This window comes from Candidatus Phytoplasma meliae, assembly GCF_016876135.2.
In genome coordinates, this window is record NZ_JACAOD020000018.1 from 1 (window position 1) to 17,079 (window position 17,079).

The window sequence follows — 17,079 nt, forward strand, 5'->3', positions numbered from 1 at the left end:
GAGTTTTTTAATTAATTCTTTTTTAGTCATTTTTAATTTTCTCCTTTTTGTTTTTGTTTTCGTTGGTTTTAGTTTTTGGTTTTAATTTACTGCGGTCTTTGAAGTAAGTACCGCGGTAGATTTCAGTCATGGCGTCGCTCATATGATTTTCTCCTTTGTTGGTTTATTTAAAAAAATTAAGATATTTAATACAATATGTTTTTTCATTTTAAAATCAAAATAACGGTCCAAAAAAAGACCGTTATTATAGAAATAGCGCCTCTACCCGAGGCTCTATTCTTTTATCTCCTTGATAAGGAGGATATAATAATATGTTGTTTTAAAATGGTAAATTATCAGCTGGAGTAGGTTTATTATCTAAAAAGATGACATTATGTACGATCACTTTTGTATTTGTTTTCTTTTGACCTTCGTTATTGGTGTATTGTTGAATAGATAATGTTCCTTCTAAATAAACTTTAGAACCTTTATATAAGTATTTATGGCAGTTGTCCGCTTGGGTTCTAAAAACCACACAAGGAATAAAAAGAACTTTATCTTTGTTGTTAATTGCTAAATTGAAATCTATTTTAGGGATTTGTTCGTTGTTGCTGTTAATATATTGTTTTTCGAGATTATGAGTGATACGACCTATTAATTGAACTTTATTTAACATAAAATTTATCTCCTTTAATTTGTATTTTTTTTAATATTAATAATTGATTAAGTTTTGGTTTTGGTGAATTTTAAAACTAATTTTATTTTTTTTTGGAATTTTATATTTCGTTGATACCAAAACTTAATTTTTTTCAATAGTTTAAAGACTTATTGAGGTCAAAAGGGAGTAATTTGATAATTGGTGATAATGATTTCGTTCTTATTATTTTTATTGGTTAAATTATAATTAGTGGTTGTTTTCACACTTTTAAAACGATAATCATTAAACAAATTTCTAATTTCGGGCGTATCATAATTGGTATATAACCATTTAGCTCCTCTTTGATGAGCTTGTTCAAGGCAATGAAATAAATTAATTTGTTCTTGGAAATTAAAGGGTTCTTTATAAAAAGTTGATGTCTTTATATCTTGACCATTGTAATAAGGTGGATCGATGAATAAAAAATCATCTTTTTTAGCATTTTTTATTATTTTTTGATAATCAACACATAATAAAACATGTTTATTTTTGAAAAAATGTTTTTGTAATGTAATTAAATCATTTAAATTTAATATATTAGTTTTTTGTTTTGGATTGTAACCAAAACTTGTATATAATTTGTTGTTTTTATATCTTAAAATTCCTCGAAAAGAATATTTGCCTAAAATAAAGAAAATAACAGCCTTTGTTAACCCTTTTTTTCTTTTAGATGATAAATAATTATAGTAACTTAACAACGTTTGAAAAGCAGTTTTTTTGTTCTATTTGGGAAGAAGTTTGATAAATCAAATTTTCAATTGATAATGTTTTTTTGTTAAAAGATTGAGGGTTATAAAGTATATTTTTCCAAATCCTCATAAGGTTAACATCGTTATCGTTCAAAACCGCCTTTTTAGGTTTTAAGGAAAGATAAAGAGCACCACTACCTAAAAACGGTTCATAATAGGTTTTGAATTTTTTGGGAATTAAAGGTAAAAGCTGAGGTAATAATTTCTTTTTAGAACCTACCCAATTAATGAAATTTTGCATGTTTGTTCTCTTTTAACCATAAATAAAATAAAAAAACGATATCTGAGATCAGGCTTATTAAGGTGTTTGCTTTAATTCCTAAATGGAAACCAAAACATAAAGTCATAATGTTGGTTATAATGAAACCAAGGTAAGTGAAAGTTAACATTATTAAAATTATTTGAGGGTTTATTTTCATTTTGTAACTCCTTTTCTTAACAAAAAAGACCTTATTTAAGGTCTTTTTGTTTTTTTAATTTATTAATTGCTATTTTTTTAATATTTTCTACTTGTCTTAAAGTTAAATTAAGTTTATGGCCTATTTCTTGATTGGAATAACTAGGTTGATAATCTTCATTAATATTGCCTAAAGGAACACCGAAACTTAATCTAATGACATTAAATTCATTTCGACTTAATTTGGTTTTAAGTTTTTTAAGCAGTAATTCATGGTTTACTTGTTTTAACCACAATTGATGAGGATTAGGAATTTGATAATGCCAAACGTGTTTATCTTCTTGAAAAGAAGTGTTATTAGATTGATATGTTTTTTGAGGGATTGAAGGGGAGTGACTTTTTCTTATTAGTTCTCTTATTTCTGATTTGATAGTTGGAGTGGCATAAGAGATAAAGTCATAACCTAAATCTTGGTAATTATTTAAGGCTTTAATTAATCCTAAGATTCCTTCTTGATATAAATCCTCTCTAGTTAATAAACGCGGATAATATTTAAATTTGTTTGCTATTTTTTTTACTAAGGGTAAATGTAAATCGATTAATTGATTCCGAATTTCTAAATTCTTTTTATTTTTTAAAAATTCTTTAAATAATTCTTGTCTTAACATTTTATTCCTTTCCAAAAATATTTTTTTGAAAAGATATGAAAATTATTTTAGTCTTTGAAAAGAAAAAAGACTAATGACTTAATCATTAGTCTTAAAGAATTTTTAAAAAATAAAAAGTGTCTAAACTTTTGGAACACCTCAAATATTTAAAATTTAGTAAATAAAATAAAAAAATATTTAATGTGGAAAAGTTACATAAAATAAGCATCATTTTTTTAAAAATAAATCATTAAAATAAAAGTTAAGAAAAATGAAAATTTTGTTTCCTAAATGGATTAAAAAAGTTCCTATAAAAATTAATAACATCTTTTTTATAATTATAAAAGGGTATTTTTTTAAAAGAAATAAAATTATTATTTGTTCCTAAAATTTATTATTTTTTTCAAAAAAATCACCTTTTTTCAAGTTAGGAAAAGTAAAAAATTTTTGTTCCTAAAATTTATTATTTTTTATGTTATGATTTTATGTGAATAAAGTTATTTTTCTTGAAAATAAGGAAATTCTCTTTATCTAAAAAAAGAGAAAAAAATGTTACTTAATGATAAAAAAAGTTACTAAAAAAATCCTTCTTTTTTAAAAAAAATAAGGAATTAAAAGCTGATTTTAAACTTAAGTGTACAAAAAAATCTATTACAATAATAAAATAATAAAATAATAAAATAATAAAATAATAAAATAATAAAATAATAAAATTTAAAAAGGTAAAATAATGGAATCTTATATTAAAATTTGGAAAGAAATTTTAGAAAAATTATCTAAAATTTATAGTGATGAAGCTTTTAAAGAAACATTTTCTAATATAAAACAAATTTATCAAAACGATAAAGAAAAAAAAATAATCATTTTAGTAGAAACAGATTTTATCAAAAACAAAATTTATAAAATGTATTTTAAAAAAATAAAAGAATTAATAAAAAATGAAATTAAGAAAAAAATAATCATTGAATTCATTTCCAAAGAAAAATTTTTATCAAATAATATTAATGAAGAAAATATAGAAATTAAGAAAAATCAAGAAAAATCAGAAGTAGAAATTAAAAATTCTCTTTTAAATATTCCAATAGAAGAAAGAAAAATAAAATTTAACAAATATAATTGCGGAAATATAAATCATAAATATAATCTAAATAATTTCGTAATTGGAAAAAGTAACAAATTTGCATTTAATATAGCTAAAAAAATAATTAAAGAAACTAAAATTTCAATTAATCCTTTTTATATTTTTGGCAAAACTGGTATCGGTAAAACTCATCTTATACAAGGAATTGGAAATTATATTATAGAAAAACAAGCTAAAAAAGTAATATATGTAAAAGCAGATGATTTTATTGAAGAATTTACTAACCAATTAAGAAAAGCTAAAATAGAAGATTTTAATGAAAAATATCGTGATATTGATGTTCTTTTAGTTGATGATATCCAAATTATGGCAGGAGCTATAAGAACTCAAATGGAATTTTTTAAATTATTTGATTATCTTTATTTAAATCAAAAACAAATCATCATTACAAGCGATAAACCTGCATCAGAATTAAAAAATATTATGAATAGATTAATTTCGCGTTTTGAAGGTGGATTAATGGTTGATATTCAAAAACCTGATTTTTCACATCGTGTCAATATTTTAAAGAAAAAAATATTAGAATTTCAAGAAGAAAATCAAAATCCCATAAAAGTTAAAAAAGAAATTTTAGAATTAATTGCTTCTTTTTTTATCAATAATATTAGAGAAATGGAAGGAGCTTTATTAAGATTATTAAATTATGCTCAAATATTTGATTATGAAATTGATTTAAAAATCGCCAATGATGCTTTAGAACCTTTAATTAAAAGTAAAAAAAATATTTCTTATGATGAAGATGTTTTAGAAAAAATAAAATTAGTAGTTAGTAATTTTTTCAATATTAGTATTCGTGATTTAATGGGAGAAAAAAAACAACATAAATATACTTTTCCACGTCATATTGCAATGTATTTAATTAAAGAAATAAAAGGATTTCCTTATAATATTATTGGTAGTTTTTTTAAAAAAAAACATTCAGCAGCTTTTAAAGGTTATCAAAAAATTAAAAAGAAATGTGAAAATGACTTGGAATTAAAAAAGTCAATTGAACTTATTTTAAAAAAAATCAATTCTTAATTTGATTTGAAAAAGTAAAAAAATAAAAGATTAAAAAGATTAAAAAGATTAAAAAGATTAAAAAGATTAAAACAAGAATTAAGATGAAAATAATAATAATAATAATTGATAATAAAAATAAAAAAGAAAGGATAAACTAAATTAAATGTATTTAGAAATTAACAAAAATATCTTTTTAGAGCAACTTTTAAAAATTCAAAAAATTTTACCACAAAAAACATTTTTCCCTATTTTTAATGCTTTAAAATTAACAGCTTGTAAAAATAATTTAATTTTAGAAGTTAATAATGGTCATATTGCTATCAAAATAAAAATTAATGATTCAAGTTTGAAAATCAAGAAAGAAGGACAAATAGCTTGCTTAGGAAAATACTTTATTGAAATAATTAAAAAAATTAATGATTCTTTAATTAAAATTACAATTACAGAAAATAATTTTTTAGTAATTAAAACTAACTTTTGTGAATATAAATTAAAATTAATGGAAATTTTAGATTTTTTATCACTTGATTTTGCTTTCCATAAGTTAGCTTTTTTTGAAATTGAAACTTTACGTTTTAAAAATATGATTAAAGAAATAAATATTGCTAATGCTAAAAATGAAAAAAGACCTATTTTAATGGGAATGAATTTAATTTATCAAGAACAAACGTTAAAAGCTTTGGCAACTGATTCTTTTAGAATGAGTCGTAAAAATATTAAATTAGATATCACTTATAATGATTTTAATATTGTTATTCCTAATAAAAGCTTAGAAGAATTAATTAAAATATTGGAAAATTGTGGAACTAAAACTTTAAAAATTTATTCAGATAATCATAAAATTTTTTTAGAAATTGATAATTTATGGTTTCAAACTACTCTTTTAGAAGGTAATTATCCTAAAATTCAAGAATTTAATTTTTTAAATTCTGCTTCTAAAATTGTTTTAAATAGAGAAGAATTAATAAAAATTTTAGAAAGGGTATCTTTATTTTTCGTTAAAGAAGAAGGGAATAACAATATTATTACATTTGTTTTAACTGAAGAAAAAATAATTGAAATATCGACTTCAAGTCAAAATTTAGGAACTGCTTTAGAACAAATTATCCCTTTAGAAGTTGTCTCTTCCAGTTTTAAAATAGCTTTTAATGCTAAATATTTAGAAGATATTTTAAAAGTTTTAACCATGAAAGAAATTATTTTTTATTTTGAAAATCCTTTAAAACCATTTATCATTACTACTTTAGAAAAAGAATCTTCTATTCATTTAATTTTCCCAATTTTAATAGAAAATAATTAATTTCTTTATATTTTTATATAATGATAAGATCATTGAAATATTAAATATAACTACTTTTTGTGTTATAATATAAGTAAGTTACTATTTTATATTATCGATAAATTAATAATTTTTTTATATTTTTATTTCTAATGTATTATTTTTTTATTTAATTTCAATATTTCAATATCAAGGTTTAAGAAAACAAATAAATATAAATAAAATTTTAAAAAAAAGGAGATTATAATTTATGAAATGGGAACCTCAAAGATTTGAAGATGAAATAAATCAACAACCCTCTCAAACACCACAAAACCCAATTTATCCCTTTCCTAAATCTCCTAAAAGAGATTATTTATCAATTATTGCTCGTATTTCAACTATTATTGTTAATTTATTTGTTATCTTTTTTTTAATGATGTTGATGGCAGGAGCTAAAGAATTGCACAAAACTTTAGAACAAACAAAAGAAAAAGATACTAATTGGGCTCGTGATAAACAATATCAACCTTCTAAAGATGGTAAAAAGTTAAGTATAGATAATTTTGTTGGATATGATGAATTAAAAACTCAACTGAAAGAATATATTGATGTAGTAAATAAAAAAACAAATAAGAAAATAAATGAGGATTTGCCAAGAGGAATTTTATTACATGGACCTCCTGGAACAGGTAAAACTTTTTTAGCTAAATGTTTAGCTGGTTCTGTTTGTGATAATGCTCCTTTTTTTATTACAACTGGTTCGGATTTTGTTGAAAAATATGTTGGTGTTGGGGCTCTTCGCATAAGATCGCTTTTTGAAACCGCTTTCAAAACTGCTCAAGAAAAAAATCAAAAATATTTCTTTATTTTTATTGATGAAATCGATGCTGTAGGTTTGAAAAGAACAGGAGATTCTCATAGAAACTCAGAACAAACATCAACCCTAACTGCTTTATTAACTCAAATGGATGGTTTTTCATCAAATCAAATTCCTCAACCTATTATAATTGCTGCTACTAATAGAGATGATGTCTTGGATGAAGCTTTATTAAGAGAAGGACGTTTAGGAAGAAAAATTTTATTAGATTATCCTGATTTTAAAACCACTAAAGATTTACTTCAAAAAATGCTTTGTAAGAATTTCTCTAATGATGATCAAGCTGAAAAATTTTATAAGGAAATAGCAACAGTAATTCATGGTTCTAATTTTTCTCCTGCTCAAATTATGTCTTTGGTGAAAGAAGTGAAAAAAAAAGGTTCGATTGATCAAAATACTATTTATGATGCCATGGATTTAATTTTACTTGGTGCTGTGAAAGAAGAGGAAAAATCTAATAAAGATAAAAAACGAACTATAATTCATGAATTGGGACATGCAGTTATTGCTAAATCTTTAGGTTTTAAAGTTCATCGTGTTACCACTAAATCACGTGGTAAATCAGGTGGTTATACTATTTATTTACCTTCAGAAGATACTAAATTTTTAACTAAAAATGATTTAATTAAAAAAATTATCATTGCTTTAGGAGGACGCGCAGCTGAACAAGAAAATTTAGGAGATATTAGTATTGGCTGTGGTGATGATTTAAATAAAGCTTATCAAATTGCTCGTCAGATGGTTTTAAATTTTGGGATGTCATTAGAAGATAATATGAAAGGATTAAACCCTTTAAAAGAGGTTCCACAAAATGTTGAAACTGAAAAAAAAATTGAAAACATTATTGATGAATCATATAAAATAGCAAAAGAAATTATAAAAAAACAAAAAGATATAAAAAATATATTTAAAGATGATTCAGAACAATATCAAGAACTTAAAAACAATAACAATTTATCTGATAAAGATTTTAAAGATATTACAAAAAATGATATTGAAATTGAAGATAACAAATCACAATTTAAAGATAACAAATTAAAATTAAAATAATCATAATTATTCAATTTAAACTATCCGAACTATTAAAACAACAATTAATAGTTTGGTTTTTTTATTAAATTTATTTACCATATCTTTTGTTTTTAGTGTATAATATTATATTAACAGTTATTTTAAAGTAACATGGTGCACTGTTAATATGATTAATAAAATTAATTCACAAGATATTAATAAAGTTTTAACTGTTTTTGATTTAATAGTTTTAAATAAGTATTAAAGATTAATGAATTAGAAAAAAAGTATTTATAATTTATGAAGGATTTTCAAAAAAATAAGAAAAAGTCAATAATTACAATTTTTTTAATAATTGGAATAACCGCTTTTATTTTATTAATTCCTATAATTGCTTCTTTTCAACAAAAAACCTCTCAAAATTCAAATAAAACAATAGTCACAACAACAACTATGCTTCAAGATTTAGTGAAGCATTTAATTGGCGATGTTAATTCAGCTGAAACTAAAGAAACCAAAGAACAAGAAAAATATCAAAAAATAAAAAACATCGAATGCCAAACTTTAATGGGTGTGGGAATTGATCCTCATAATTATAAAACTAAGTTATCAGATCGTCAAAAAATTAAAGCAGCTGATTTAGTAATTGTGAATGGACTTCATTTAGAAGCTAAAATGCCTGATGCTTTTCAACGTTTTGCTAAACCTAATTGTTTGCTTGATGTAGGTGAATTGTTAAAGGCTGATGATGAAGATAAAGAGTTTTTATTAAAAGAATCAAATTCACAAGATTATGACCCTCATATTTGGTTTCAAATTGATTTATGGATCAAAACTTTTTTAAATTTAAAAGAAGCACTTTTAGAAAGAAAAATAGTTAACTCACAAGAAGACAAAGAAAAATTAAACACCAATTTTGATATTTATAATACTGCTTTAGGAAAATTAAAAGAACATATTATCAATTCAATGAAGCCTTTATCCAATAAAGTTATAGTAACTGCTCATGATGCCTTTTCTTATTGGCAAGATTTTTGTCAACGCCACAAAGTCCCTTTCGAATTAGAATCAATCCAAGGTATTTCTACTCAAACAGAAGCTAGTAATAATAAAATAGTCATTTTAGCACGCAAACTAGCTCAACAAGATGTTAAAGCTATTTTTACTGAAACTTCTATGCCTAAAGATTCTTTAAAAAGTTTGAAAGAAGAGGTTGACAAACAAAGAAGAGTTCAGGGATTCAGTGGTGAAATTAAAATAGTGGAGCAGGAAGAATTATATTCAGATTCTTTAGGAACAGATAAATATCAAGAAAGTTTTCCAGATCCTTCCCATTCCCAAACTTCAAATCAATATTCACACGCAACTTATATTGGAACTTTTTTAAATAATCTTAAAATTATAACGGAGAACTTATCAAGTGAATAATCAAACTAAACTAGATCAAATGGCAATTATAGTTAAAGATTTAACAGTTAGTTATTATTTAAAACCTGTTTTATGGGATATTGATCTTGATTTTTATCAAAGTTCTTTAACAGCCATTGTAGGACCTAATGGAGCAGGAAAATCTACTTTAATTAAAACTTTAATTGAATTAATTCCTAAAGTTTCTGGAGAAATTTTATTTCAAGGAAAAAAGTATAAAAAAGTAAGAAAGAAAATAGCATATGTTCCACAAAGAAATTCAGTTGATTGGGACTTCCCTACTACTGTTTTTGATGTTGTTTTAATGGGTCGTTATGGACATTTAGGTTGGTTTCGTAGACCTAATAATAAAGATCATCAAATAGTCATTCAATCTTTACAAAAAGTAGGGATGGAAGCTTTAAAAGAACGCCAAATCTCAGAACTTTCTGGGGGACAGCAGCAAAGAATTTTTTTAGCACGTGCTTTAGCACAACAAGGAGATATCTATTTAATGGATGAACCTTTTCAAGGAGTTGATATTCAAACTGAAAAAAAAATTATCGCCGTTTTAAAAGATTTACAAAAAGAAAATAAAACTATTATTGTAGTACATCATGATTTAGAAACGGTTCCTCAATATTTTGATCATGTTGTTTTGTTAAATATTCAAAAGATAGCAAGTGGATCTATTGCAACTACTTTTACTGCTGAAAATATTCAAAAAACATATCAAAATTATCAATTAAAAAATATTGCTCCTTCCTCCCCCCCTCCTCTAATCTCAGGAAATAAGAAATATTAAAAGGTAAATTAATGTGATTGCTGATATTATATATATTTTATGTCAAAGTAGTACTTTAAAAATTTTTTTAGGCATTTCTTTATTAGGTTTTGCTGCGGGTATTTTAGGAGTTTTTGTTATTTTAAAACAAAAAGCTTTATTAGGGGATGCTGTTTCTCATACTGTTTTGCCAGGAATTGCTATATCTTATCTTTTTTTTCATAAAACTGCTATTTGGGTTATTTGGTTAGGTTCTTTTGGGGCCGCTCTTGTTTCTTTATTTTTGATGGAAATTATGAAAAGGTATTCTAAAATTAAAATAGATACTATTTTATCTTTATTGTTATCTTCTTTTTTTGGTTTAGGGAATGTTTTAATAGCTTATGCTCAAAAAGGTTCTCAAGATAGTTCTATTGCTGTTTTAGAAAAATTTATTTTTGGACAAGTGGCGTTAATTTCCAAAGATGATTTGATTTATATAGCTATTGCTTCTTTAATAGTTTTGGTAGTTGTTTTTTGTTTATGGAAAGAATTAAAGATTTTTATTTTTGATGAGGTATTTGCTAAAAGTATGGGTTTTAATAATATTTTTATTAGTGTTATTTTTAATACTTTATTAATTGGGGTTATTGTTATTAGTTTAAAAATTACAGGGATTATTTTAACTAGTGCTTTTTTAATTATGCCTGGTGTTATTGCTCGTCAGATGAGTGATAAATTATTAATCAATTTAATGATTGCTTCTTGTATTATGGTTTTTTCTGGTTTATTTGGGGTTTTAGTAAGTACTTTAAATGCTAATGTTCCTACAGGACCTGCTGTTATAGTTACGACAGCTATTCTTTTATTTATTGTCTTTTTATTTTCTCCTAAATATGGTGTTTTGCCACGTAAATTTAAAAACTATTGTTATCAAAAAAAGATTCGTAAATTTAAACAATTAATTCATTTTTATAAACATCTTACTTATTTTAATGTTCTTGAAATAGATGCTTTTTTATTTGAAGAAAAGTATTTAAGTAAACAACAAGAACAAGTTATCATTACTGCTAAGGGAATTCATTTAGTGGAAAATTTAATTGATGGACGATTTAAATAATGTTGAAATTAATCCATCAATTTGATTTAGATGTTTATGTGGTTTTAATTTTTTGTGCTTTAGCTTTGTCGGTTTTAGGTGTTTTTTTGGTTTTAAAAAAAGTTTCCATGGTTATTGATGCTATTAGTCATAGTGTTTTATTAGGGATTGTTTTAGCTTTTTTAGTAGTTAGAAATTTAAATTCTCCTTTTTTAATTTTAGGAGCTACTGTAATTGGACTTTTGACTGTTTGTTTAGTTGAATTAATAGGTACTAATCCTAGGATTAAAAAAGATTCTGCTATTGGGATTGTTTTTACCTTTTTCTTTGCTTTAGCTATTATCATTATTAGTGTTTATATTCGTGATGTTCATATGGATGCTGATGCTGCTTTATTAGGAAATATTGAATTAACTAATCAAAGACAATTACCTAAAATTATTATTGTTTTATTAGTAAATCTTGGTTTTATCATTCTTTTTTATAAAGAATTAAAGATTTTTATTTTTGATCCTGCTTTAGCTGCTATTTTAGGTTTTTCTTCTTTAATCATTAATTATTGTCTCATGGCTTTAATATCTGTGACAGCTGTTATTTCTTTTGATATTGTTGGTTCTGTGATGACTATTGCATGTATTATTGGTCCTGCTTCAATTGCTCTTTTATTAAGTAAAAAATTAATTAATTGTATCTTGTTATCAATGTGGTTTGCTTTTGTTACTTCTAGTTTAGGTTATTTTTTAGGAATTATCTTGGATCTTCCAGTATCAGGATTAATTTCAGTAGTTATTTTAGTTCTTTTTTTATTAGTTCTTATTTTTGAACCACAAAATGGAATAATAGCCAAGATTATTAAAAATTATTTTCAAAAAAAATCTTTTATGATAATTACTTTCTTAATGCATTTATATAACAATGATAAAGCTTGTAAAATTAATTATTTATCCAAATTAAAAGAAGAATTACAATGGTCTTGTGTTAATTATGATCGTTGTATCCAAAAATCTTTAAAATTAGATTATATTGTGATTAAAAATAATTATATTTTTCTAAAACCTTTAGGTAAACAAATTTTAGAAGAAAAAATAGCTTCTTCTATTTGACCATTTTTATTTTACTAGCTACCTCCAATTCTTCTTAATAGTTGGAATATTTACAATTTATACTTCAAAATAAGGTATAATATATAGGTAATTTCATTTTTAAATTTATATTTTTATTACTATGATATTAATTATAAATTTTATACTTATTGTTTGTTTTATCAAATTTTTAATTTTTAATTTTTTTTGATTATGAATGTTTTATAAATTAGTATCTTAAAATAGAGAACCAATTATAATATAAAGTACATAATTGATCGAATATAAAAATTTTTTGCTAGATACAAAGGAGTTAAATTATGAATTTGAAAATTAAAAAAATATTTTTTATAGGAATAATTTTACATTTATTTTATTTATGTTTTTTATTAGTTTTACATATTTTTAATTTTGTTCACTGTTTTAAGAATAAAAATCCTTATCGAGATAATGTTGTTTATGGTGTTGATGATTATGATCGTAATTTTATAAATAATAATACAACAACTGATAATTCAGGTACAAGCCAAGGAGTTGATACAAAAGTAAAAGAATGTGAAAATAAATCAACTAAACAACAACAACAATTAACTCAAGAATTAGAAGCAATAGAATCTATTCAAACAGAAATTAATCAATTAATTGAACAAAATCCTGAATTAAAAGATGATTTAACAAATCATGATAAATATAAATCAGCTCAAGATGTGTATGCCAAAATTAAAGGATTACAGCAAGAGAATAAGTTTGCAGAAGCTTTAAACTTGTTAGGTTTTAAACAAAGTTTATGGCAGTCTGTGAAGTCTATGTTTATCTCTTCTCAAACAACTTTAAAAGATGCTTTTACAACGGTACTAGATGATTTAAAAAAAATCAAAGAAACTAAAAATAAACAACAACAACAATTAACTCAAGAATTAGAAGCAATAGAATCTATTCAAACAGAAATTAATCAATTAATTAATGAAACACCAGAGTTGGAAAACTTGTTAATTAATGCTCAAGAGTTTTTAATAAACGATAAAAATTATAAACAGATTCAAAGTGCGCACGATGAAATTAAAAAATTACAGCAAGAAAATAAGTTTGAAGAAGCTTTAAACTTGTTAGCTCCTGAACGAAGTTTCTTGGAGTCTATGTTTACCTCTTCTCAAACAACTTTAAAAGATGATTTTAAAACGGTACTAAATAATTTAAAAAATATCAAAAATAAATTCACTGATACTAATCAATCAAATGCAGTTTTATCATCAGAAGAGAAAAAAAGTTGGTGGTCTAAAATAACTAATCTTTGGCCATCTGTTTCAGCTCAACCAGATAATGATGCATTGTTGCAATATGAATCAGAAAAAAAGATTCCAGCATTAGACAAATTTTTTAATGAACATCCTTTTGTAGCGCGAATACTTGCTAGATGTTTAGGCGAAAAGTCAACTAATTTATCACAAATTATTTCTTTTTTAAGTAGACAAATTTTCGAGGTAACAGGAAAACATGTAAAAAATGAAGTTGTAAAGGCTGAAATAGAAATTCCTGAAAAAGCGAAAAAAGCTGTTGGAGAGCATGTGACAAAAATTATTATTGCATCTGTTTCTAGTGTCTCTTTGTTAGTTACCATGATTTACTGGATGGTTCTTAAAAAACGTTCTTCAAAAAATAAAATTAAATAACATCGTGTTTTTAATCCTTAATATTAATAATTTAGTAAAAAAAGAGGATTTAATATTTCCTCATGTTAAAAATTAGTAATTTATCAAAAAAATGGATAATACATGTGGTTTAAAGGATGTTTCTTTTTCTTTGCCTGAAAAAAGGATAATTTTTATTACAGATAAATCAGAATCTGAAAAATTTACTTTACTTAATCTTTTGTGAGGATTAGATTATTCTACTCAAGGAAATATTTATGTTTATTGTCAAAATATTATCTCTTATTCTTTTGACTCCTTAAATTCTTATCGTAATCATTTTTTAGGTTTTGTTTTTCAAGAATATAATTTATTAGAGAATTTAACTGTTTTAATTTATTATTTATATGAAACAAGTTATATACATTAAAACATAAAGATATTGGTATTTTAAAATCATTAGGACCCTTTAATCAAGATGTTACTAAAATCTTTAACTATTTAAAGTTAAAATTAAGTTTGATTCAATGTATCGGTGTATTTGTTTATGGATTGTTTTTGTTAAAATACAATTAACAATACGTGAAAATTTTATTGACGTATTAAAATACTTTTTCCCACATTTATATATAGCGCTTACATTAAACCTTATTATCTTTTTAACATTATCTTTTGTTTATCCTCGCGCACTTAATCATATCGCTGTGAAAAAATAATAAAAAAATATTCAAATAAAATATAAAAAAAGGTGTATAAAATGGACAATTATAATATAATTTTATTTTTTTTAGTATCGTTAATTTTGTTATTATTCAGTTTTTTTGTAAATAAAGCGAACAAAACAATGAATGAAAAAAATAGAAAATTAATTGAAAAAAATATACAATTATCAAAAGAAAAGATAACACAATTAGAACAAAACAATATTTTATTAAAACAATTAAACGAAACATTAAAAAATAAATAAATTAATAAAAAAAGCTAAATGTTTATTCATTTAAACGTTTGGCTTTTTTATAACTTTTATATATTTTTGTAACAAAGTTATTCCAAATTATATATTCAAAGCATATAATTATAATGTAATAATTATAATTTTAATTATTATTAATACAACTAGAAAGACATACATGTAGATGTTATATAATTTGAAAAATAAGAAATTATTGTTTTGGGGATTGACAATTATTGCAATAATATCTTTTATCTTAGTCCTATTTATGATTTTATTTTTCTGTTTTGCAAACAATAATGAAAAGCAAAACAATAACAATGAAAGCGTTCATAAGATCAATGCGATAAAACCAATTGATTATAACCCTAAAAAAATTAAATTAAACTTAACTAAACAAGAAAATAATAAACAGATAATTAATGATTATATAGTTTTTGGAATGTTTCCTAAAGATAAAACCAATTATATTATAAACGGTATTAAAAATAATGTCAGAACAGAGGGAATTAATGAATATTTTTATGATGAGAACGCTACATTAATCAAACAACAAATTTATAATTTTGATCAGACTTTAGGGAATAAATATGAATTTAGCTATTTTGATTATGATAATCGACGAGTACGCGAAAAATTGTGTTATAGCCCTCATGGCATAAAAGAAAAAAGATATACATATGATTATAATAGCAATGGGCAAATTATTAAAGCAAAAGAATATACTTTCGGAGATAGAAGCGATTTTCAATATGATTATTTTTATAATGATCATCAAGAATTGATATACCAACAACAATATTTTCCTGATGGTGTTTTAGGTATAAAATCATTTTACCTTTATCAATCATAAAGACACTGATATTTTCACATAAGAATAAATTATTTATAATTCAATGTAAATTTGGATGATATTAAAAAAGACCTTTTTAAAGGTCTTTTTTATTTTTATATTTTGTTGTTTATTTAATTGATTATATATATTCATATAATAAGTTATTGGGACCAAAAAGCTTCTAAAGTTTGCCAAGGTAACAAAACACAATTAATTTTATGAGGTAATTGATAAACTATATCAAAAGTTTTTAAATCTTGATTAAGTTCATTATCATGATAAGTTTCTTGTTTAATCATTGCTATAAAATGTTTGATTTTTCTTAAAGATGCTTCTTTATCTAATTTTTTCATATGTATAGACATTAGACTTGCAGAGGCACAACAAATGGAACAAGCATTAGCTTCATATTTAAGATCTAAGATTCTTTGATTGCTATCGAGTTTTATTTGGATGATAATTTGATCACCACAATAAGAAGTTGTTTTTTCAAATTGCCAATAACCTTGATGTTTGATATCAGTTTGATTTTGAGGATTTCGATAATGATTCATAATTATTTCATGTTTTTTTTGATCTAACATTTTATCTTTTCCCTTTCTCCTTAATCTATAAATGACAACTTGACGATTGTGTTTTATGTAAGAATTTGTTTTCTATTTTCTTTTTTAAAGCAATAGGATCTTCAACCATAATATAATCTTGGGTGGTACCACCATATGCAAATTGATGTTTTTTATAATTAGGGCTATTTAATACTTTTTGTAAAATAGCTATTTTAGGGTTATTTTCGTTTTCTTTGGTGGTGGCTAAAATGACGGCATAAGATAAAAAGACATCTTCTTGGGGCTCAATGTTGTAATCTGGTCCTTCGCCGATAGAACCTATTCTAATAAAATTATCATGACGCATCATCCCAGGGCAATTAATAGCTAAATCATATTTTTGTTGATTTTGAAATTTTTGGGATATATCTAAAAGATGAGAAGTTTTCATAAATTGTAAATCATAAATATTTTCGATATCCATTAAATTTAATTCAAAACCTTTGGTTTTGATTTTTTCTTCAGGAATGTTAATAAGTTTTAATTTTTTTAATAAAAAAAGAGAACGAGATAAATCACAAGGAGCTATATGTAACTCATTGAAAGGGGCAAACAAAAGGCGTAAATGTTTATGTTTTTTGACATCTTCTAATGTTTTTACTCCTAAGGCATTATTTTTATGAATGAATAAGCCGTATTTAGGGTGAAATAATGGACTTACCATTACTAAAAGTTTTTGTGCAGGACTGTTTTGATAAATATTGTTATATCCTTGCATAGTGTGAAAATTATTACTAATATTAGCATCAATTAAACCAGCTTTAAGAGCATCGTTGCTTGATAATTGATATTGGTCGATTACCTCTTTTTCGCTTAAAATTTGAAGTTGAGTGTTATAGGCGTTAAAATCATTTTTTATTTCTAATAAAGTGTTAATTACTCGTTCAAAAGGACTTGCTATTTTAATTATTTGTTTCATATTGATAAATTCCCTTTTAAGTTTAGTT

At 23.6% G+C, this 17,079-nt stretch carries 17 protein-coding genes; 10 read left to right on the forward strand and 7 right to left on the reverse strand.

Going from position 1 to position 17,079, the window contains the following annotated elements:
* Positions 1-319 precede the first annotated feature (319 nt).
* From CHTY_RS03260 to CHTY_RS03275, 5 genes are all read right to left on the reverse strand, one after another.
* Positions 320-655: a single-stranded DNA-binding protein gene (locus CHTY_RS03260; RefSeq protein WP_203552451.1), complete on the reverse strand. Its 336-nt coding sequence runs from the start codon at positions 653-655 to the stop codon at positions 320-322.
* Positions 656-813: 158 nt separating this feature from the next.
* Positions 814-1,374 carry a DNA adenine methylase gene (locus CHTY_RS03265; protein ID WP_281411826.1) on the reverse strand — a complete coding sequence of 187 codons (561 nt, stop codon included), beginning with the start codon at positions 1,372-1,374 and terminating at the stop codon, positions 814-816.
* On the reverse strand, positions 1,358-1,666 hold the full coding sequence (locus tag CHTY_RS03590) for a DNA adenine methylase (protein ID WP_281411827.1): 309 nt from the start codon (positions 1,664-1,666) through the stop codon (positions 1,358-1,360). The genes CHTY_RS03265 and CHTY_RS03590 overlap by 17 nt, the downstream gene beginning before the upstream one ends.
* The gene (locus tag CHTY_RS03270) at positions 1,650-1,844 is read right to left on the reverse strand and encodes a hypothetical protein (RefSeq protein WP_203552452.1); all 195 of its coding nucleotides are present in this window, start codon (positions 1,842-1,844) and stop codon (positions 1,650-1,652) included. Before CHTY_RS03270 ends, CHTY_RS03590 begins: the two co-directional genes overlap by 17 nt.
* A 31-nt stretch (positions 1,845-1,875) precedes the next feature.
* Positions 1,876-2,490 carry a sigma-70 family RNA polymerase sigma factor gene (locus CHTY_RS03275; RefSeq protein WP_203552453.1) on the reverse strand — a complete coding sequence of 205 codons (615 nt, stop codon included), beginning with the start codon at positions 2,488-2,490 and terminating at the stop codon, positions 1,876-1,878.
* 709 nt (positions 2,491-3,199) lie between these two features.
* Between CHTY_RS03275 and dnaA the strand changes: the two genes are divergently transcribed.
* The 10 genes from dnaA to CHTY_RS03320 all read left to right on the forward strand — a co-directional run bounded on the left by dnaA (position 3,200) and on the right by CHTY_RS03320 (position 15,545).
* Complete coding sequence (gene dnaA, locus CHTY_RS03280) at positions 3,200-4,630, forward strand: chromosomal replication initiator protein DnaA (protein WP_203552398.1); 1,431 nt, start codon at positions 3,200-3,202, stop codon at positions 4,628-4,630.
* A gap of 145 nt (positions 4,631-4,775) precedes the next feature.
* On the forward strand, positions 4,776-5,912 hold the full coding sequence (dnaN, locus tag CHTY_RS03285; RefSeq protein ID WP_203552399.1) for a DNA polymerase III subunit beta: 1,137 nt from the start codon (positions 4,776-4,778) through the stop codon (positions 5,910-5,912).
* Between the two features lie 229 nt (positions 5,913-6,141).
* On the forward strand, positions 6,142-7,800 hold the full coding sequence (locus tag CHTY_RS03290) for an AAA family ATPase (RefSeq protein ID WP_203552400.1): 1,659 nt from the start codon (positions 6,142-6,144) through the stop codon (positions 7,798-7,800).
* Between the two features lie 261 nt (positions 7,801-8,061).
* A complete protein-coding gene (locus tag CHTY_RS03295) occupies positions 8,062-9,189 on the forward strand; it encodes a metal ABC transporter solute-binding protein, Zn/Mn family (protein ID WP_203552401.1) in 1,128 nt (375 codons plus the stop codon).
* Between the two features lie 19 nt (positions 9,190-9,208).
* Positions 9,209-9,973, forward strand: coding sequence for a metal ABC transporter ATP-binding protein (locus tag CHTY_RS03300; protein WP_203552431.1), 765 nt, complete (start codon positions 9,209-9,211; stop codon positions 9,971-9,973).
* 13 nt (positions 9,974-9,986) lie between these two features.
* On the forward strand, positions 9,987-11,051 hold the full coding sequence (locus tag CHTY_RS03305) for a metal ABC transporter permease (protein WP_308705375.1): 1,065 nt from the start codon (positions 9,987-9,989) through the stop codon (positions 11,049-11,051).
* Positions 11,051-12,133 carry a metal ABC transporter permease gene (locus CHTY_RS03310; protein ID WP_203552402.1) on the forward strand — a complete coding sequence of 361 codons (1,083 nt, stop codon included), beginning with the start codon at positions 11,051-11,053 and terminating at the stop codon, positions 12,131-12,133. Before CHTY_RS03305 ends, CHTY_RS03310 begins: the two co-directional genes overlap by 1 nt.
* Positions 12,134-12,432: 299 nt before the next feature.
* Positions 12,433-13,782 carry a coiled-coil domain-containing protein gene (locus CHTY_RS03315; RefSeq protein ID WP_203552454.1) on the forward strand — a complete coding sequence of 450 codons (1,350 nt, stop codon included), beginning with the start codon at positions 12,433-12,435 and terminating at the stop codon, positions 13,780-13,782.
* Between the two features lie 802 nt (positions 13,783-14,584).
* On the forward strand, positions 14,585-14,707 hold the full coding sequence (locus CHTY_RS03595) for a hypothetical protein (protein ID WP_281411824.1): 123 nt from the start codon (positions 14,585-14,587) through the stop codon (positions 14,705-14,707).
* Between the two features lie 169 nt (positions 14,708-14,876).
* Complete coding sequence (locus CHTY_RS03320) at positions 14,877-15,545, forward strand: hypothetical protein (protein WP_203552404.1); 669 nt, start codon at positions 14,877-14,879, stop codon at positions 15,543-15,545.
* A 143-nt stretch (positions 15,546-15,688) separates the two neighbouring features.
* On the opposite strand, the gene sufU is transcribed toward CHTY_RS03320, so the two are convergent.
* Entirely contained in the window at positions 15,689-16,111 is a 423-nt protein-coding gene (sufU, locus tag CHTY_RS03325; RefSeq protein ID WP_246454098.1) for a Fe-S cluster assembly sulfur transfer protein SufU, read from the reverse strand.
* 25 nt (positions 16,112-16,136) lie between these two features.
* Complete coding sequence (locus tag CHTY_RS03330; RefSeq protein WP_203552405.1) at positions 16,137-17,051, reverse strand: metal ABC transporter substrate-binding protein; 915 nt, start codon at positions 17,049-17,051, stop codon at positions 16,137-16,139.
* Between the last annotated feature and the right edge of the window lie 28 nt (positions 17,052-17,079).